At 39.0% G+C, this 19943-nt stretch carries 17 protein-coding genes; 6 read left to right on the forward strand and 11 right to left on the reverse strand.

Features of this window, described 5'->3' with window-relative positions; genetic code table 11:
* Window positions 1-54 precede the first annotated feature (54 nt).
* Window positions 55-1032, forward strand: a complete 978-nt coding sequence (locus FS458_RS13615; RefSeq protein WP_144701349.1) for a metal ABC transporter solute-binding protein, Zn/Mn family — start codon at window positions 55-57, stop codon at window positions 1030-1032.
* Between the two features lie 38 nt (window positions 1033-1070).
* Here the strand turns inward: FS458_RS13615 and FS458_RS13620 are convergent, their stop codons facing one another.
* The 3 genes from FS458_RS13620 to FS458_RS13630 form a co-directional block, all read right to left on the reverse strand.
* Window positions 1071-2888, reverse strand: coding sequence for an ABC transporter ATP-binding protein (locus FS458_RS13620; protein ID WP_144701351.1), 1818 nt, complete (start codon window positions 2886-2888; stop codon window positions 1071-1073).
* Between the two features lie 5 nt (window positions 2889-2893).
* The gene (locus tag FS458_RS13625; protein WP_144703594.1) at window positions 2894-4657 is read right to left on the reverse strand and encodes an ABC transporter ATP-binding protein; all 1764 of its coding nucleotides are present in this window, start codon (window positions 4655-4657) and stop codon (window positions 2894-2896) included.
* A 172-nt stretch (window positions 4658-4829) separates the two neighbouring features.
* Entirely contained in the window at window positions 4830-5378 is a 549-nt protein-coding gene (locus tag FS458_RS13630) for a copper resistance CopC family protein (RefSeq protein ID WP_186320553.1), read from the reverse strand.
* Between the two features lie 221 nt (window positions 5379-5599).
* On the opposite strand from FS458_RS13630, the gene FS458_RS13635 reads away from it, so the two are divergent.
* Window positions 5600-5686, forward strand: a complete 87-nt coding sequence (locus tag FS458_RS13635) for a YjcZ family sporulation protein (protein ID WP_082820548.1) — start codon at window positions 5600-5602, stop codon at window positions 5684-5686.
* A 256-nt stretch (window positions 5687-5942) separates the two neighbouring features.
* On the opposite strand, the gene FS458_RS13640 is transcribed toward FS458_RS13635, so the two are convergent.
* Together FS458_RS13640 and FS458_RS13645 are read right to left on the reverse strand one after the other, a co-directional pair.
* Window positions 5943-8027 carry a peptidoglycan D,D-transpeptidase FtsI family protein gene (locus FS458_RS13640; protein ID WP_186320554.1) on the reverse strand — a complete coding sequence of 695 codons (2085 nt, stop codon included), beginning with the start codon at window positions 8025-8027 and terminating at the stop codon, window positions 5943-5945.
* Window positions 8028-8171: 144 nt separating this feature from the next.
* A complete protein-coding gene (locus tag FS458_RS13645; protein ID WP_144701357.1) occupies window positions 8172-9227 on the reverse strand; it encodes an EAL domain-containing protein in 1056 nt (351 codons plus the stop codon).
* A 95-nt stretch (window positions 9228-9322) separates the two neighbouring features.
* On the opposite strand from FS458_RS13645, the gene FS458_RS13650 reads away from it, so the two are divergent.
* The 3 genes from FS458_RS13650 to FS458_RS13660 are packed head-to-tail and all read left to right on the forward strand — an operon-like array spanning window position 9323 to window position 11872.
* A complete protein-coding gene (locus FS458_RS13650) occupies window positions 9323-10102 on the forward strand; it encodes an ABC transporter permease (RefSeq protein WP_144701359.1) in 780 nt (259 codons plus the stop codon).
* Window positions 10103-10105: 3 nt separating this feature from the next.
* Window positions 10106-10891: an ABC transporter permease gene (locus FS458_RS13655; RefSeq protein ID WP_144701361.1), complete on the forward strand. Its 786-nt coding sequence runs from the start codon at window positions 10106-10108 to the stop codon at window positions 10889-10891.
* Window positions 10892-10903: 12 nt separating this feature from the next.
* Entirely contained in the window at window positions 10904-11872 is a 969-nt protein-coding gene (locus tag FS458_RS13660; RefSeq protein WP_144701363.1) for an ABC transporter ATP-binding protein, read from the forward strand.
* Between the two features lie 71 nt (window positions 11873-11943).
* Here the strand turns inward: FS458_RS13660 and FS458_RS13665 are convergent, their stop codons facing one another.
* From FS458_RS13665 to FS458_RS13680, 4 genes are all read right to left on the reverse strand, one after another.
* Window positions 11944-12801, reverse strand: a complete 858-nt coding sequence (locus tag FS458_RS13665) for a patatin-like phospholipase family protein (RefSeq protein ID WP_144701365.1) — start codon at window positions 12799-12801, stop codon at window positions 11944-11946.
* 211 nt (window positions 12802-13012) lie between these two features.
* Window positions 13013-14611 (reverse strand): SH3 domain-containing protein, encoded by a 1599-nt coding sequence (locus FS458_RS13670; protein WP_144701367.1) that lies wholly within the window; start codon window positions 14609-14611, stop codon window positions 13013-13015.
* A 136-nt stretch (window positions 14612-14747) separates the two neighbouring features.
* The gene (locus FS458_RS13675) at window positions 14748-15524 is read right to left on the reverse strand and encodes a Cof-type HAD-IIB family hydrolase (protein ID WP_144701369.1); all 777 of its coding nucleotides are present in this window, start codon (window positions 15522-15524) and stop codon (window positions 14748-14750) included.
* A 77-nt stretch (window positions 15525-15601) separates the two neighbouring features.
* Window positions 15602-16534 carry a DMT family transporter gene (locus FS458_RS13680; protein WP_144701371.1) on the reverse strand — a complete coding sequence of 311 codons (933 nt, stop codon included), beginning with the start codon at window positions 16532-16534 and terminating at the stop codon, window positions 15602-15604.
* Between the two features lie 420 nt (window positions 16535-16954).
* On the opposite strand from FS458_RS13680, the gene FS458_RS13685 reads away from it, so the two are divergent.
* Complete coding sequence (locus tag FS458_RS13685) at window positions 16955-17161, forward strand: alpha/beta-type small acid-soluble spore protein (protein WP_066288466.1); 207 nt, start codon at window positions 16955-16957, stop codon at window positions 17159-17161.
* Here the strand turns inward: FS458_RS13685 and FS458_RS20755 are convergent.
* Window positions 17158-17331: a hypothetical protein gene (locus tag FS458_RS20755; RefSeq protein ID WP_186320555.1), complete on the reverse strand. Its 174-nt coding sequence runs from the start codon at window positions 17329-17331 to the stop codon at window positions 17158-17160. The two genes, FS458_RS13685 and FS458_RS20755, sit on opposite strands and share 4 nt — an antisense overlap.
* Window positions 17332-17440: 109 nt before the next feature.
* Window positions 17441-19873 (reverse strand): DUF6359 domain-containing protein, encoded by a 2433-nt coding sequence (locus FS458_RS13690; protein WP_313957527.1) that lies wholly within the window; start codon window positions 19871-19873, stop codon window positions 17441-17443.
* Between the last annotated feature and the right edge of the window lie 70 nt (window positions 19874-19943).

The following is a 19943-nucleotide window of genomic DNA, read 5'->3' on the forward strand; positions in this document are numbered from 1 at the left end:
CGTAATCATTACGTTTATAATAAGTAAGGATTGTTTGAAAGGAGAGAAAGATAAATGCGAATAATAAGCTTACTAAGCATAACGATATTGCTGATTCTATCAGCAGCATGCGGTAATAATAGCACATCTGATAAAAAAGACGGTACATTACAGATCTACACGACCATGTATCCTTTAGAATATTTCACTGACAGAATTGGAGGCAAACATGTAGACGTATCTTCTATTATACCTCCTGGTGCTGATGCACACACGTATGAACCTTCTACCAAAAAGATGGTTGAAATGACTGAAGGTGATGCTTTCGTTTACAACAAACTTGAGTCTGATGAATTCTCATCTTCTGTTGCCGATACATTAAAAGAAGAAAACATGCCGATTATCGACGGTGCTAAAGGAATATCCTACCATGAATCTGCAGAGCATGAAGGTGAAGATCATGCTGCTGAAGAAGAACATACTCATGAAGATGAACACGCTCATGAGGAAGAAGAACATCATGATCACGGTTCGCTAGATCCTCATATTTGGCTTGATCCTGTTCTCGCACAGCAGATTGCAGATAACATTTATAACGGACTTGTAAAATTAAACCCTGGTGCGAAAGATGACTTTAAAAAGAACCATGAAGCACTCATAGCCGATTTAAAAGAATTAGATTCTTCGTTTAAAACAAAAGTTGAAAACGCACCAAAGAATTCGTTCATCGTTTCTCATGCCGCATATGGCTATTGGGCAGAACGTTACGGACTAGAACAGATTGCGATCAGCGGTCTCTCACCATCACATGAGCCAAGTCAGCATCAGATCGAGAAGATTATTGAAAACGCAAAAAAAGAAAAGACTAGCTATATTTTATTTGAAGAGAACGTGAATAATAAAGTAGCTGCGATGATCAAAAAAGAAGTCGGTGCAGAAACTTTAACTCTTCATAACTTAGAGACATTAACGAAAGACGACATTAAAAAAGACCGAGATTACCTATCTATCATGAACCAGAACATTGATACACTTTCAAAAGCATTACAATAAAGCAAAAACGCCTAGGAAAAAATTTCCCAGGCGTTTTTTTAAATCGCGTCAAGCATCTTAAACTGAGAGACGACTAAGTGATAATAAATGCCTTCTGCACGCATAAGCTCTGCATGACTTCCTTGCTCCATAATCTCACCGTGATCGAGAACAACGATATTATCTGCTTCTCTGATCGTAGAAAGGCGATGTGCAATGATGATGGCTGTCCTTCCATTTAAAAGCGTCTTTAGGGCTTGTTGAATCTTTTGTTCAGATTCTGTATCGATACTTGCGGTCGCTTCATCAAGAATCAAAATATCTGGATCTGCAAGCAGTGCTCTTGCGAAAGAAAGAAGCTGTCTTTCACCGACCGATAAAACATTTCCTCTTTCCTCTACTTCTGTTTCATAGCCATTAGACAGTCTCTCAATGAACGCATGTGCTCCGACTGCTTTTGCTGCATTCTTAACATCTTCGTCAGAAGCATCAGGTCTTCCAAAGCGAATATTCTCTTTGATCGTTCCTGAAAAGATAAAAGTATCTTGAAGAACGACACTTACTTTTTCACGAAGACTAGCAAGATTGACGTCTTTTAAATCTTTTCCATCAATCTGTACCGTACCCCCTGTCGGATCATAAAAACGGCTGACTAAGTTCGCGATCGTCGTCTTTCCTGACCCTGTATGGCCGACCAGTGCGACTGTCTGACCACCTTGAATGGTTAGATCGATGCCATTTAACGCTTTTCGATCAGCATTATAGGAGAACTCAACGTCCTTGAACTGAATTTCGCCTTTAATTTTTGTAAACGAATAAGCATTTTCTTTTTCATGAACATTCGGTTTTTCATCTAAAAATTCAAATATCCTCTCAGATGATGCCATCCCTACTAGAAGCTGATTGTAAACTTGCCCCAGTCGAGAGATCGGCTCCCAAAACATACCAAGATAAAAAGCAAACGTAACAAACACCCCTATTTCAAGTGCTTCACCTTGTATCAAGTAAGAACCAAACCACAATAGAATCACTGTTCCAATCGCATTGGACATTTCAACAAACGGCCTGAACAATGCGTTCTGTTGAGTCGCGGTTTTCCAGCTATCATACGTTTCATTGTTTACACCATTAAAAAAGTCCATGTTTTCTTTTTCCTGCGTGTACGATTTAGTCACTCGTATCCCTTGAATGCTTTCATTCAGATGCGAGTTAAGCTTTGCTTGTTTAATACGTACCACTTGCCAAGAGCGTCTGATCTTTTTTCGAAGACTTGTAGAGATGAAGAACATCAGCGGCAAAATCACCATGATCGCTAGTGTTAGCTCTGGGCTGTAGATGAACATGATGACGATGATACCAAACAGGAGGATGATATCCATTAATACGTTGATAACACCGTTCGTGAACAAATCTTGTAACGAGTTTACGTCGTTAATGATGCGAACAAGAATGGAGCCCGCAGAACGCTGATCGAAAAAACGATGTGACAGACGCTGTATATGCTTGAATAGATGCTGACGTATGTCGTAGATCACATATTGTCCGAGATAATTCATCCATTTGATCCGTAATGTGTTAGCTCCCCAAGATAAGAGATAGAGGCCCGCAATCGCAACGATTAATGTTACGAGCAGGTTCGTATCTTTGTTCTTAATCGCATGATCAAACGTCAGAACACCTATAAAAATCGGAACTACAAGTCTTACTGCTGTCGATACCATCATGGCGATAATCGCTTTTGGCAACAAGTTCTTGCTATAAGGTTTCATGTATTGAAACAATCGAATAATCTGACCCCAGTTGAATGGCTTATCGATTACTTGCTCTGACGAATATTTAAACCGTGGTGTCTTCTTCGTCTGTGAATTCTTCTGCATCTTCCCTACACCCCCTGTCCGTTCATTTGAAACACTTTATCTTTGTCTTGATACTGAATATCATAAATTTTACGGTACGCTCCTGATTCTTTATCTATAAGTTTTTCATGTGTACCACGTTCGATCACTTTCCCATTTGAGAGAACAAGTATCTCATCAGCATGTTTTAAAGAAGAGATGCGGTGAGCAATAATAAATGTCGTTCGGTCACTCATCACTTCTTTTAAAGCCTTTTGTATCCTGAATTCTGTCTCCATATCTACAGCGCTCGTCGCATCATCAAGGATTAGGATTGTTGGATCGATAAGAATCGCTCTAGCAATTGAGACTCTCTGTTTTTGTCCTCCAGATAGCCCAAGTCCTCTTTCTCCTAATATCGTGTCGTAACCATCAGGAAGTTCCATGATAAAGTCATGAGCTTGAGCGCGTTTCGCTGCATCAATAATGTCATCCATTTCTGCATACGGATTTCCATATGAGATATTATCTTTTATCGTTGACGAAAACAAGAACGATTCCTGTAGAACAGTACCGATATTTTTCCGAATGGTTCGTAATGAGTAGTCTTCAATTGGTTTGCCATCTATTGCGATCGTTCCTGATTCTGGGTTGTAAAACCTCGATAGAAGTTGAGTAATGGATGTTTTTCCAGAACCCGTTGCACCGATCAATCCAATCGTCTGACCAGGTTTTGCTGTAAAGGAAATATCCTTGAGTGCTTCCTTTTTCTCGTTCTTATAACGATGTGTAACATTTTCAAACTTCACTTCTCCATGAAAGCGCACCGTTTCAAGTTCACGATCTTTTCCTTCCATCTCAAGTGGTTCGTCTAACACTTCCAACAGTCGTTCTCCTGATGCTTTAGATTGTGAGAACGTGTTCATGATAAACCCTAAGTTCATGATGGGTCCCATGATGTACCAGACAAGACTAAAGAACGCCACGAGCTCACCCGCTGACAGGTTCCCCTGAATAACAAGATAACCACCATATGCAAGCAGTAAAACGACCGAAAGATTTCCGATCAATTCCATAACAGGGAAGTACTTAGCCCAAATATGAGACGTGTTTAAGTACTGAGACTTATAATCTTCATTAGACGTATCAAACTTATTAATCTCAAAATCTTCACGTGATAGCGATTTAACCGTATTAATTCCGCTAATATTCTCTTGAACCTTCGTATTGAGATTCGCCATAGATTTACGAATTCCACGAAAAGCAGGATGAACTTCTTTATCAAACTTGTAAACGACAATTGCGAGGAAAGGCATCATACACAATGTGATGAGTGCTAACGGAACCGAGTAGAAGAACATGACGGAGAGACTGAAACCTATGATTAGTACAAAATTGATAAGCTGTGAAAATCCGAAAGAAAGAAAAAAACGAAAACCTTCAACATCTGCGGTTAATCTCGACATTAAATCTCCAGTCTTTGCATTGTCATAATAATCAAATGGCAGAAACTGCAGCTTTTCATATAGAGATTCACGAAGTTCATAAACAGACCGAATACCGAAAAGATCTCCATAAAACTGATGAGTGTATGTAGCTGCACCTTTTATTATCATAAGCAAAATAAAACCTATCGCAACATATGGTACTGTTGAATATTCTCCCTTTATAATGATTTCATCAATGGTATATTGTAAGACCATTGGATAAACGACTGTGATTCCAGACACTAGTATCAAAGTCAAGATCGACCAGTAAAAGTACTTTTTATACGGCCAATAAAAATCTTTTAATCTTTTAAATGTATCCAACCCCATCACCTTCCCCCTTCTAAAAATGAAAAGACAATATACATCATATAACAGAATAGTTAGAAAAAACTATCTATTTGCTCATAATCTTTACTAAAAACAAAATAAATAGTTCACTTTATTACCTTTCCTATAGTACGAAAAAAAGCCCCGATATATTCGAGGCTTTCCTTTAGCGCTTTCTTCTGAATGCGAAGAATGACACGATAGCAATCACAATCACTAAACCAATGGTTAATGGAGCAAAATAAGTTGGATTATTTGGCTTTTCTTTCTCTTCTTGATCAGTTAATGCCTTTTCATTGTTATCTTGTTTTTCTTGTTCATCATTATTTGGTGTACCCTCTTCTGTTGCTTCTTCTTGTTTAGGGCGCTCTACTGAGAACGAGTAGTTCCCTTCGATCACATGACTATCAGCACCAATGATTTTATATGCAACTGTATAATTTCCATTTTCAAGCGGATTGGTAATCGCTCCAGTCATTTGATCATCTTCTACACTAATCTGAAGAGGAATCTCTTTGTCCCCATTTTTTAACGTCATCGTACTTAACGACTCAATCTTTGTAGAAAACGTTAACACCACTGCTTCAAGATCTGTTGTAACCTTCTCGCCTTCAGCAGGGGTAGAACTTTCGAGTTTTGAATGAGCAGACGCCGATAAAGGCAGTTGGAATACAATCGTAACCAATAGTACTAAGGGTAAAAGTAATTTATTCATATGCTGACTCCCTGTCACGTATTTTCTTTCTACTTTCATTAAAACAAAGAATATATGTTCTTCACAAGTATCCAGTCTTTACAAATCGTTGACACTTTCATGGTCAAACATACATTTACAGCCTATTTTGATGGAATCTGGGCTCATGCCCACTTCAATTATGAAAACAGGCATAGGATATATGGAATTAACAATTGCAAGAATTAAAGGAGGAAAAATCGATGGGTTATTCTTATGGCAATTCTTTCGCATTGGTAGTAGTGTTATTTATTCTATTGATTATTGTTGGGGCAGCTTGCTTCTGCTAATAATGAATAGTGTGAAGGAAGAAAGCCGGCCATGTGCCGGCTTTTTTCTTTTTGTACATAAGTTTTTTAAAAGGGCTGTTTTCGTAAACTTTGTTGCTCTTGGAAGTGTTGATTTCCGTTACAGGCTGCTCGCTTTCCACGGGGCAGGCGGTGAGCCACATTCGAATGTTTCACATTTAAGTGTCTCACCTGCCCGCCTGTCCCGTAGGAGTCTCGCACCTTCCACTCCAATCAACAGTAAAAGAAAAACTCAGCATCATTCTGCTGAGTCTTCTTCGCTGTCTTTTTCTAAATTACCGGTTACTGCTGCTGCATTCTCACCGTATTCTTCTTTTAAGTTCCAATACGCTTCTAATGCACGTTGCCCGATGTATTTATTGATCTTCTGGTTTCCGTTCTGTGGTGTACCTTCTGGAACCACTACAGCAAACGCAATCTCAGGATTTTCAAATGGCGCGTAACCTACAAGCGTAAGATTATGCTTTTCCACAATGTTCCCCGTACGAGGATGTCTTATAATACGTTGAGCAGTCCCAGTTTTCCCTGCTGGATTATGGTATTTTGCCGGGTCATCAAAATAGCCTTTAGCAGTTCCTTTAGAACCATGCATAACTTGCCAGAATCCATCCTGAACGCGTTCAATGTATTTCTGTTCTACATCAATCTTGTTTAAAATTTCTGGTTCAAAACGTTTTAAGAGTTTACCATGACTCTTATCATCTGTTGCTGGTTCTCTAATCTCACGAACAAGATGTGGCTTAACGCGATATCCATCATTTGCAATGGTAGATACATATTGAACAAGCTGCATGGTTGTATACGTATCAAACTGACCGATACCTAAGTCATATAGAGTACCTGATTCTCCTTCAGGTGGTTTTCCCTCATATCCAATAGCTTCATTTGGAAAGTCAATTCCTGTTTTCACACCTAAACCATATTGATTAAAAGAATAACGTGCTTTAGCGTACGTTTGAGTCCAATGTTCAGGACCAATCATGCGGTCCATGATGTTAAACATATAAACGTTGGACGACATCATTAAAGCTTGTAAGTCTGTTATTGGGCCCATAGTTCTCCAAGAAGACTTATTCATCTGGTTTTTAGTAAAGGGCTTATCTACAATAACTTCTCCCATATGAATCAATCCTTGTTGAAGGCCAGTCAATACAGTAGCACCTTTTACTGTTGAACCCATCTCGTAGGCATCGAACAAAGCTCCATAAGAATCATTCGTAAATTCTCCGTCTTCGTACTTTTTCCCTGCGATTCCTTTTATTTCGCCAGTCTTAGGATTCATCATAACGATGTAAGCTGAGTCTAGAAGATCATTTCCTCCTAGTGGCTTAGCTCGTAATATTTCTTCTTCAAGAATCTTTTCTAAATGAAATTGCAGCTCCATATCCAAAGTTAAAACGATATCTTTCCCTCGCTGACCAGGAATCGTTTTAGGTTCACCGATCGTTGCACCTGTTTTTGGATTTGTCAGATAAACGGATTTTTCTTTTGTGCCTCTTAATACATTTTCGTATTGATCTTCAAGACCACTGATTCCCACTTGATCACTTCGATCATATCCCATGCTCATAAAGTAATCTGTTTTTGATTTTGGAATCTGTTTAACTTGTCCAAAAATGGTAGAACCACCGTATGGATAGATTCTTTTTGAATCCGCCATAATATCTACCCCTGGAAGGTCACCAAGATTCTCTGAGATCACGGAAACTTCCTCGTTGTTCAAGTTGGTTTTGATTCGCTGTGCTGAATAGGCATAACCTGTATCCATCGCACGTTTGTAAGCGAGAATCTTAATATCTTTATCAGTTAGACTATTGATTTCTTCTTCTGTAATCTTATTGACGAGTGCGACATATTGATCTTTATCGCTTAGTTTCTTTTCTTTCTTGCTAAGACGTTCTTCAATCATCTTGGTCACATCTTGTTTTGCGATAAAATAGTCTTTTTTATCGCGCTCTGTGATCTTTTTAATCTGATCTTCTGTAACACCAAGGCGATCAGCTAGCCATTCTGCAATCCGCATCGTGTCTTTTGCTTTTGTATCTACTGTTTTCGTATATGTTAAAGAAAAGAAAGGTTCATTCCCTACCACCTCACGGAAGTTGCTATCTAACAGCTTTCCTCGTGGCGCTTCTTTCCTTGCGATAACTTCTTCAACTGCTTCAGACTCTAGTCGTTTTTCCTCTCCATTTACAATTTGGAGAACACCTAGCCTCAAAATAAGGACTGAGAAAAGAAAAAAGACGACCAAAAACAAGACATTTAAACGAAAGGGCACTTGCGACTTTTTCCTCTTTTTTTCCGGATCCGCTTTCGTTACCATCATTCCGCTCCTTTTGGAAATATTCCCGTTAATTTTACAATTATATTACAAAAGCATCTACCTATAGATTACTAGAAGTTGACTATTATTCCAAGTCATTCGTAAAAAAAAACCTTATCTTTTTTCGATAAGGTTTTCGTAAATTTATTGGACTGCTGCAGCTAATGATTCTGTTGGAACTGGACGACCAAAATAGTAGCCTTGAGCAAGCTCAACTCCGCATCTTAAAGCGATGGCTGCTTCTTCTTTTCTTTCAATTCCCTCTGCAAGAACCACTGCACCTATTTCTCTTGCAACTTCAACGATCTGCTGGATCATATCTTCTTTAGAAGAATTTTCATCACAGAAAGAAATGATTTTACGGTCAATCTTCACATAGTCTGGTTTCAGCTCTTTTAATACAGAAAGTGTTGAATGGCCCGCACCCAAGTCATCTAATGCTACTTTCATTCCTTGCTCTTGATAAGCTGTTAATATGCTTTTTAAATGATTGATGTCTGCGATCTCTTCTGTCTCCACCACTTCGAAGACTAGATCGTTTGGATCTACTCCTGCCTCAGCAGCTGCTTTAAATGTTGTAGCTAGACAATGCTTTGGATCATAGATGGATGATGGAAGGAAATTGATGAATCGCTTCAATCCTGGCGCAACAGCCCCAGAGCTGTTACGAATGGAAGTCATCCTCGCATTTCCATCCAATAACGCCTGTAGACCCGATCGTTCAGCAAACTGAAAAAGTTCATACGGTTTAAATTCATTTTCCTCTGACAATGGACGAAGTAAGAATTCATATCCATAAATTTCTTCGCTCTGTAAAGAAACAATGGGCTGAGAATGTGTTGTGAAGAGCTGCTGTTGAATAATTTCATACAGATCGATATGCTTCATTCTTTCATAGAAATGCTGAAATGAAATCCAAGGTGTGAAAACACTCATTTCTTCCAATGTCGAAGTAACTGAACAATAATAGGATCCCACAGCAATGTCGTTAAAGGTTTCAAGTGACTTCTCCATGAAATCTTGCAGTTCTATAAGATTTCTATATTTTGCTGATGCAACATTTCCAGAATGAATACCTTCTAAACCATGCTCTTTAAATAAATTCATCAAACTTTCCACAAGAACAGGATGATCGGTACGGATATGAAAAAATCCACTTTCCGGAAAATCTCCTGCTGGACGACACTGTGAGCATGACATATAAATTACCTCCAAAAAAAGAATTGCAAACTTTTGTAAAATTTGCTATTTTATAATTCTGCGCTAAAAAATGAAAACTTCATAAAGGGGGACTTATGGTTTATTGGATTCTTTTACAAAAGAGCTTTTTGCGTAACATGCAATACAAGGTAGCGCATCTGATCAATAATGCAGCGAGCGCAATCTTCGGATTTGTTTTCATCGCCATTTGGGTCGGTGTACTGCAAGGAAAAGAGAATGAAAGTCCCTATAGTGCCCTAGATATGACCTACTACATAGCAGCTGTACAATGTATCCTCTGGTTATCTGGATTCTTAACGGCAGGACTTAATATTCAAAACGGAGTAAGAAATGGTGCCATTTCTTTAGAACTCGCTAGACCAACAAACTTTTTTCTATATGTTACCTCTCAAGAAGCCGGGAGACTATTGTATAACTTGTTCTTTCGCTCTCTTCCTATTGGGCTTGTTTTTTCTTTTACTGTAGGCTTTTATATACCTCAACACATACCGTCTTACTTTTTCTTATGTATATCTATTCTGTTTGCCATGATCATCTCAATAAACCTTCACTACTTAGTAGGAATAAGTGCTTGTTGGACAACAGAGATCAACTGGGCACATTTTGTGAATTTCACATTATTGGTGGGACTAGGCGGGCAACTCGTACCTATTGATCTACTTCCAGCTCCTCTATCTTATATCACACCTTATCTACCTTTTGCCGGAGCCATCTATTATCCTGTCATGATATTTCTTGAGAAAGTTTCAAGTGAAGTTATTCTTATCCAGCTAGTTTGGGTCGTGGTATTAACAAGTTTCAATCTCTGGCTAACTGAGAAAGCGCGCCATAAGTTAGAAATTCAAGGAGGATAATTCATGAACCTTTATCTGAAACTATTATCAGGAAGTTTGCGTTCGCGTATGCAGTATAAGATGAACTTTCTTGTATCCTCCTTATCATACGGTTTGATCATGGCGGTGGATTTTGTGCTGCTCGCAGCAATCCTGCAGCGTTTTGACGATATCAAAGGTTGGAACCTTTATGAAGTGGGCTTGCTCTATGGAATCTCTTCTGTTGCTATCACTCTGTACAGAGTATTTTGTGTAGAGGTACATAATTTTGAACGATACATGGTCGAAGGTGAATTCGATAGTCTTCTAATTCGACCTGTCTCTCCGTTATCACTGCTTTTAACTAAGAACATAGACCTATCCCGAATAGGAGGAACGATACAAGGTGTTTTGATCCTTGTTATTTCTATTATCGGTTTAAAACTTAATAACGTTGAATTATTTCTTTTGTTAATTTATTTACCTGTAACCATCTTTTCTGGATTAGTTATTTGTTTTTCACTTGGCCTGATCACGGCAACCATTGCCTTTTGGACACAAAGGATCAAAGATTTCCAAACCTTTACTCTGTATGCTCCTTTTAATGCAGCCAACTATCCCATGAACATCTATCCCGGTTGGTTAAAAATCATTTTTTTCACTGTTATACCAGTAGGATTCATGAACTACACACCTATTCTGTTTCTATTAAACAAAGGCGGTGACCTTTGGAATCTAGCATTACCACCACTCGTTTCTATTATTTTTCTTTTCATTTCGTTACGATTCTGGAAGTTTGGCATTCGTCATTACCATAGTACAGGAAGTTGAGGAGGGCTATATATGATTCAAGCTCAGCAATTAAATAAACACTTTAAGATTTATGAAACAAAGAAAGGCTTTATCGGGTCGTTCGCTTCTCTTCTTTCTACAAAGCATCATGTGGTAAGAGCTGTAGATGATATTTCTTTTTCTGTTGAAGAGGGTGAATTCGTAGGTTACATCGGGCCGAACGGAGCTGGAAAATCCACTACGATTAAAATGTTATCAGGCATTCTTCATCCAACTAGCGGTGAAATTAAAGTAGGCGGATTAAGCCCGCAGAAAAAAAGAAAAGAAGTTGCAAAAAAAATCGGCATTGTATTTGGACAACGTACACAACTATGGTGGGATCTCCCGTTACGAGATTCATTTGATATTTTAAAAGAGATGTATAAAGTACCTGATGAGAAGTACCGTCAGTTTTTGAAGTTGTATGATGATATGCTTCAGATTGGAAAGTTTATGGACACTCCTGTTAGAAAACTATCTCTAGGGCAACGGATGCGCGGGGATCTGGCAGCAGCCATGATTCATGATCCTGACATCCTATTCTTAGATGAACCTACGATTGGATTAGATGTGAATGCAAAAACCAGTATACGAGCCTTTTTAAAGGAACTGAACCAAAACGAAAAGAAAACCATCCTGTTAACCACACATGATATGGATGATATTGAACTGTTATGCAGCCGAGTAATCGTGATCAATCACGGACAAATTGTATTAGATGGAACGCTCGCAGATTTACGTAAGAATATTGGATTGCCAAGCGTTATGGAGATTCAGTATCGTGTAAAACCAAACACGGGTGACCTTCAATTAGAAGGAATTGAAAGAATGACATGGGAAGACGAAAAGTTAATTATAGATTATGATCGCTCTCTTCTCTCTTCACCTCTATTACTTCAAAAAGTCACACAATGGGGCGAACCGGTTGATATTCAGATGAAAGAACCAGATATTGAACAAGTTATTCAAAAGATATATTGAATGAAAAAAAGCTTGCGATAGAGGTCTGTTCCGTGACTTCTATCGCAAGCTTGCTTTTTTTAGTGGATTTTTTATTCTGCGAGCCAGCTTCTTAAGTTATCTAATTGGTTCTGGGCATCTACTCTTCCTTGTTCGTACAGAACTCCGAGGCGTTTAGGATCGCGTTCTATTCTTTTTACTATCATCTTCTCCATGGGACGTAGTACGAATAGATTTCCACTTTTCTCTTCTTTTTCTATAAAATCAAGCGTCTCATTATACTTGATGTAGCGTCCACGTAAACTTTCGTCAAGACCTGTGTATTCAGGATAGAATTTTTTCGTGACCCACGTCATTTTAGGCTTTTTCTTGCGATACCCCGCGTTTTGAGTCAGGACAACAACTCCTTTTTGGACGCCATCTTTTAAAGCTTTATGAACAGGTATAGGATCCGCAATCCCGCCATCCATCATCTGACCTCCTGCAAGCTCGACTACTGGTGCGATAAAAGGAATGGACGATGAAGCACGCAAAACATTTGAGATCTCCATCTCTTCGTAATCTTCTTTATTTAAATAAACGGGTTGGCCGGTTCTTACGTCTGTTACAACGACTACAAATCTTTCTTTCGATTGTTTAAATGCAGCGTAATCGAAGGGAACTAACCGATTTGGAAGTTCGTCAAATATAAAGTCCATGCCGAACAACCCTTTCTTCTTGAACAACCAGTTCTTATATGAAATATATTCAGGATGAGAGCTGTATTCTAGATTTACCGTGCGATTTCTTCCGTGCTGACGTGATAGGTATGATACAGCATTACAAGCACCAGCAGATGCCCCGATCACATACGGAAAATAAAGATCGTTCTCCATAAAAACATCGAGTACTCCTGCCGTATAAACACCGCGCATTCCGCCACCTTCAAGAATAAGTCCAGAGTTCTCCAAATTTGGCACCACCTATTGTTAACTACATTTATTATTTATGTTTTTAATTATATGAATAAACGACGTCTTAAATCCAGTAAAGTGATTGAAAAGATAGAAAAAAGCTTATGTGCATTTCGATGTTATGTCTTGACTATCATTCCAAAGAAATCCTAGTACTATAAAAAAGCAGCATCTCTCAGAATTTCTTCTCTTGAGATGCCGCTACTGTTTATTGAAAATATTGAGCCAAGCCTGTTGTAATACCCGTTGCGGCTTTTGTTTGAAAAGAGCTACTCTTTATCGTCATCTCATCGAACGGATTGGATAAAAAGCCAAGCTCTACTAGAATCGCTGGTTGCTTGTTCTCACGCAGAACGTGAAAGTTTCCATACCTTACATTACCACCTTTTAACCCTGTATTAGCTTGAATCAATCCCGCGTTTACGGAGTTTGCCAATTTCAAATCCTTCTGTCCGTAGTAAAAGGTTAAGAGTCCTGAAGCACTTTTATCGGAAGCTGAATTATAATGCAAACTTACGAACGCATCAGCAAAATGGTAATGACTGATCTCCACTCGTTTATTAAGAGAGAGATACGTATTATCACTTCGAGTTAAGATTACTTTTGCACCTGCATTACTAAGCTGTGTGGCTAATAATCTCGCACTCATCAACGTCATAGCTGCTTCTTGTGTACCCGATGATCTACCTGAAGCACCTGGATCATTTCCGCCATGCCCAGGATCCACTACGATTCTTTTTCCCTTTAATCCCCCTAAGGTTGGTTTAGATGTTGAAGGACTGTTAGAAGTAGGTGGCTGTTGTAAAGCAACGAGCCATCCAGCTACCCAAGCACTTTTACCGTTTGGCAGCTTAATTTGTACCCAGTCGTTCTTCGATTGAAGAAATGCGAATTCGTCCCCTTGATTTGCATGACCTACTATTAAGTAAGCAGTAGAAGGACCTTGCCTAATATTTACGCCATCTGACATGATGACAACTTTTTTGGCTATTGAAGAAGGGGGAGCAACAGGAGGTTTCGTTGTAGGCTTAGGATTTGTTACAACTGAAGACCCACCCGTTTGTATGGATATGTATTGACTAGATACCCAACCTTTTTTTCCATCCGAAGTTTGAATGTAAACCCAACTTCCTGACTCTGACAAAATTTGTACAGCCGTATCAAATTTCAGTGAACCAATGATCGGTGAAGATAAATTTCCAGCAGATCGAAAGTTCAAATAAGTTGCTGTTACTCTTCCCCACTTTCCGCTATTTACGGGTTTGGTTGCAGAAGGCTTAGGATTTGTCGGAGATGTACCTGTTTGGTTCAAAAGATAAGCACTGCTTACCCATCCTTTAATCGATCCACATGTTATTGAAGACCAATTACCTTCTTCTTTAACGATAGAAACGACGCTCCCATTCTTAAGTGAACCTACTGATTTATACTGTGTTCCTGCACCATTACGTACGTTTAGGGAAGTTGCTGTAACTTTTGCAGTTTTCTTCGTTTTGGTTTCTTTTTGAGATGGTGTAGAAGAACTGGTTGTACCATTCGATACTATGTAAGCTGAACTAACCCACGCTTTTCTATCATTAAAAGATATGTTAGCCCAACCTTTTTCGATCTTGAATACAGTAACGATTGATCCCTTTTTTAATGATCCGATCTGTTTAGATGATGAGGAAGGCTCAGTGCGTACATTTAAGCTTGTTGCGTTCACTGTAGCGGTCTGTGTTGCTGCCGAGACAGTACTAAGTGGAAAGCCCGCGATTAAAAGGACAACGATCAAAAAGAAGCACATCACCTTAACATTCGATCTCACACGTTTCAACTCCTATTAAAATTTTCTTTACTAGCTGTACGTGTTATATCGTCATTTAAGAGGCATCCTTAACCCCTTTCACTGCGTTTTAAGAACAAAAAAAACACCCTAGCTGTAATCACTAGAGTGTTACTTATTAAATCAATCCAAAATGCTTCAGTCCATGATAGATGCCGTCTTCATCAACAGATTTGGTTACAAAGTCAGCTGCGTCTTTTGCTTCTTGTAAACCATTGCCCATAGCGATTCCTGTTCCTGCTGATGTAAGCATCTCGATATCATTTAACGCATCACCAAACGCGTATACGTTTTCGGGCTTCATGTTCATCTCGTTCATGAACGCCTGAATTCCTTTTGCTTTTGAACCACCCGTTGGCAAAATGTCTAACGCATTTTCATGCCAACGTATAAAATCGAACGTGCCTTTGTATCCATCTCGATAAACATGTTCGTGCTGTTCTTGGCAGAATAATAAAACTTGATAAACTTCATTTTCCTTATAGAATCCTGGGTGGAACACGGGATAACTCGGCATGAGATTAAACGTACAGTTCTTAATGATCTCATGATTATCAGCATTACTTGTCGCTCTTTCATGATCAAGATAGACAAGAGGGTGACCTGCCTTCTCTGCTTCTTCTTCAATTTTAAGAATCGCTTCTCTAGATAAAGGCGTCTTGTGGATCACTTCATCTTTAAAAACAACATAAGATCCGTTAAAACTTACAAACGAATCAACCTCTAATTCCTCACGAATCGGTTCAAACATGAACGGGCCTCGCCCAGTAGCGATTGCTACATGTACGCCGTTCTTTTTCAACTGAATGATACTTTCTTTCGTGCTGTCAGGAATTTTTTTCTCATCATTTACTAGCGTTCCATCTATATCGAAAAATACTATTTTGTCATTCATATGCATCGTCTCCTGTTGAAAGTTCTTCCCTACAATAGTGGTACGATTCTGTATAAATGTCAAATCATGCGTTTGTATTACTTTCTTACGGATTGATTTACTCGAATCAATCCTTTTTCGGGCATTGATAGTAAGAATACTGTCAAAATAATTAGCATGCCACCAGCTGTTTGGTAACTTCCAAACGCCGTACCAAGCCAAATGACCGATACTAGCGTCGCCACTAAAGGTTCAGCGCTTCCAAGTAAACTCGTTTCTGTCGAGCTTATATACTTTAAAGAGTCTAAGTAAAGATAAAATGGCAATAGGGTACCGAATACCACTACAAATGAAAGCATCCCAACCAATGAGAATGACCAATCGATCTCATTTGCTTGCCACGGCTGAGTAAAGATGGAAACAGCAGAGCCACCGAGCAGCATAGCCCAACCTACGATCACAGCAGAAGGATATTGTTTCAGCAGCCTTACAGGATAAACAGTATAAACCGCAACAGATATTCCTGACAGAACTCCCCAAAAAACAGCTTTTTCAGAAACAGTTATCTCTTGTAAACTTCCGTTCGTTAATAACAAAAATGTTCCTGATAGAGCCATCAGAACTGCGATCCATTCTTTTCGTTTTGGCCATTTCAAGAATTTTAACGCAAAGTAAACCGTAATAAAGACCGGGCCTAAAAACTGAAGCAGTGTTGCTGTTGGTGCATTTCCCGCTTCAATACTCAAAAAGAAGGTGAGCTGTGCTCCAAGCATGCCCGTTAAAGAAAATACGATCAAATCCAATCTGTCTTTTTTATTTCTCCACACTTCAAATATGTTGTGATGAAAAGAAATAAGAAATAACAGCAGCGCTCCAGCCATCACCATGCGGACAGATACTAACCATGTGGCAGTCATTGCTGAATGTGAAAAGATCCATTCTGCCGCATTTCCTGAGAAACCCCATAGTGAAGCTCCTGTTAATGCAAGTCCTATACCTTTCCACCGTAAATTTTCATTTTGTTTCTCCATCGTACACCCTCTTCCCAATTACATTGTTCTTAAGAAAGATTCACAGATTTACTCCATACTTTTTCAATTCCTCATAAACGTGCATCCTTCATTCATTATAGAACGAATCAGTGAAAATCAAATACATTTTCTTTATTCTAATTAGTTGGCTATGTAGGAATGAGCTAGAGTTCAAAACTAGTCTAGTTTCAGCAAAAGTCCTAACAACAGAAAGCACTGAGCGATAGAAAATCGCTCAGTGCTTATCTAGAAAATAAAAATAGGGGGATGATGTATCATACGAAATTTACGGGTTTTGGTGTCGGTTAAGGCAAAAATATGCGAATACCTATTATATTCATCACCCTAGAAAAAACTTTTTCCATATGTGCATAAATTTGTTAAATATATACAAACTAGTAGTACAAGGAGGTGATACATATGGCACGTAACAATAACTCTAACGAATTAGTAGTAGCTGGAGCACAAGCAGCTTTGGATCAAATGAAGTATGAAATCGCTTCTGAGTTTGGTGTTCAACTAGGACCAGACACAACATCCCGTGCGAATGGATCTGTTGGTGGTGAAATCACTAAACGTCTTGTTCAAATGGCAGAACAACAACTAGGTGGCGGATACCGTCGCTAAACTGCAGTTAACATGAAGAAGTCATCCACAATATGCGGATGACTTTTATTTATTGGCTGTTTTCGTAAGCTTAGTTGCTTTTGGAAGCGTTGATTTCCGTTCCAGGCTGCTCGCTTTCCGCGGGGCAGGCGGTGAGCCACATTCGAACGTTTCACTTTTAAGTGTCTCACCTGCCCACCTGTCCCGCAGGAGTCTCTCACCTTCCACTCCAACCAACTATCAAAGAAGAAAATACAAAAGATTTAAAAGCAACAATCCCTTAGAATACAGGCTGTTTATTTATCTGACTTTATCTAGTTTGACTTGAATTAAGACTGGATCATGATCACTTGCTCGACCGTGTTCTTCCATAAACTGTGAATTGATATGAACGATGTCCACTTTTGTTTTCTTCGCCATATTATTCGTTACTAGAATGTGATCAAGAACTTGAGCGTTTCCTTGATAAGAATACGTGTATCGCTCTTTAAATGGAACCTCTTCAATCATGTTCGTTAACTCATTGCCTTTAACTTTCTTAAGAGTCTTCGTAAACTCAAAATCATTGAAATCTCCTAGCAAGACTACATTTGCATCCTTATCTTCACTCTTTACATTTTTAACAAACCCATTCACAATTCCCGCGATCTCTAAACGCTGCGCTTCACTTCCTAGGAAAGGAGGCTGATTTTTCCCAAACAGCGGTTGGTCTCCACCTTTTGAGTTAAAATGATTGGCAACTACAATTACGCTTTCACCTTTAAACATAAACTGTGCTGCGACAGGCTTACGGCTGTTTTGGAATGCCGGATTGGTAGGATCGATCCGTCCAGGGTTAGCAGTAAGCTTTCCATCTTGAAAACCAACTGCTTGTGTTGCTGTTCCTTTTGTTCCTTTTGCAAGGGAAACTCGTTCAGGATTGTAGATGAACCCGACTCGAATGTTACCACCAGGAATCCCGCCATCTTGTCCATCAACTGGAGCAATATCTGTATACACATATTGCGGACCACCTTGCGCTGTAATCTCAGCAATTAATCGGTCAGCACTTGCTTGTGCATCTGTGGTACCGTCATTCGTTGGGCCGTTTCCATCCTGCATCTCAACAAGACCTACGATATCAGGTGCATTTAAATTACGAACGATCGATTTTGCGATACGTGTTACTTTTTCATCGCTCGTACTGTCACGTCCTTCTTCTAGTGCAGAGAAGTTCTCGACGTTGAAACTCGCGATCGTTAACTCTTTTTGTTTTTCGTGAATTTTTGTAACTTCAGGTTTGGTTCTTCCTTCAACAAACGTTGGAAGCTCCTCACGATCAGCTAACACTTTATAGTTACCAAACCCGTAGCTCACAATACCTGTAATAGAGCCTAAGAAGAAATCTCCTGTTTTAGCAACAAACGATTCATCGTTAATATCGATAAATATTCGCTCAGGATTGTAATCGAACTCTGTGATGTTTAGACCACCTGATGAATTAAAGTCTTTTTGCTTCCAAAAATCAGGTACTACCACAAGTTCCCCGTAATTTTGAGGTGCAAGTACACCTGGATTTTTAACTTCTACAAGCATTCCTTCTAAACTTTCATAAAAATCAATGCCGTCTTCTTTTGGATCAAACACTCCAAAGTTATCATTGTCGATCACTTTTGTTGGCTGTTGCAGACCAAACAAACCGATGATCGTTGATTTTGGAAGTTTTTGTCCTTCTTGTAGTTTTGTAATGCGACTTCCATTAATTTCTGTAACAGCTAGATCTGTTTTTAATTTATCTGAATACCCTTCAAGTACCCATTCTTTTACTAACCCATCAACGGACACCAAATTTCCTTTGGCCTGTCCGTGATCTTTTTGGTAGACTAAGATTCCTTCAGATGTTCTATAGTCTCGGTCTGGCTTCACGTCTTGCATATAAAAATTATTGTTATCAACCACTTTTGTTACAATACCTTCAACGCCTTCTACTGCCTTGTTTGCAACAGGAGATTGATGTCCTGCTCCTTGAACATCATGGATACGAAGTCCAGATAGAGCAACTTGGTATTTAAATTCTGAAATGTTACTATTCTTTAATCCTTCCTTAACAGCAACAGCTTTAATCGTTACATCTTCATTTACTGTTATAGGAGCTGTGTAACGCGTGCTATCTGTAGTCGGATCTTGTCCGTCTAAAGTATAATAAATTTCCGCGTCTGTTGTTGCGGTAGAGAGTGCGACAGAAGTCCCTTTAGAAACAACTTGTCCCTCAACAGAAGACTGCACTTCTTCGACTTGTGGTTCAGAAGGAGTTCCATCAACAAATTGAAATTCGTTTACATTTTTAATTCCTGGTACACTAAAATACGCCTCAAGCGTTCCTTTAAGTTGAACTTTCTTCCCTAAGTTATCAGGATGTTCAACGAGATTCAATGCACTTCTAGCAGCATTATTAGGCAACTGAACAGTCAGTATTTTCGTTTTATCTGTCTCGTTAGGCGAATCCGCAAGAGCTAAATTTGTATTCGCTGTAAATGGCCCCTCATGCTTGAATGAGATAGAAGACCCACTGCCTCCATGCACAGTTCCTACGATATACCCTTCAACTACCTGTGTTGATTTATCCTGCTTAACTAATGCTTCGCTAACCGTTAGAACGTCAGCTGCAGAAGCTGTTTGTTGCAGTGGCAAAACCATGCTAAGCACCATTACTAGCATGATACTTATATTTGTAAGCCTTTTCGTCATTTTCATGAACATATCGTTCCACCTGCCTCACTAATAGTATGTAAAACATGTAAATCCATGAAAAATATAACACAAT

It is taken from the genome of Fictibacillus phosphorivorans (assembly GCF_007673525.1).
Lineage (GTDB): Bacteria > Bacillota > Bacilli > Bacillales > Fictibacillaceae > Fictibacillus > Fictibacillus phosphorivorans_C.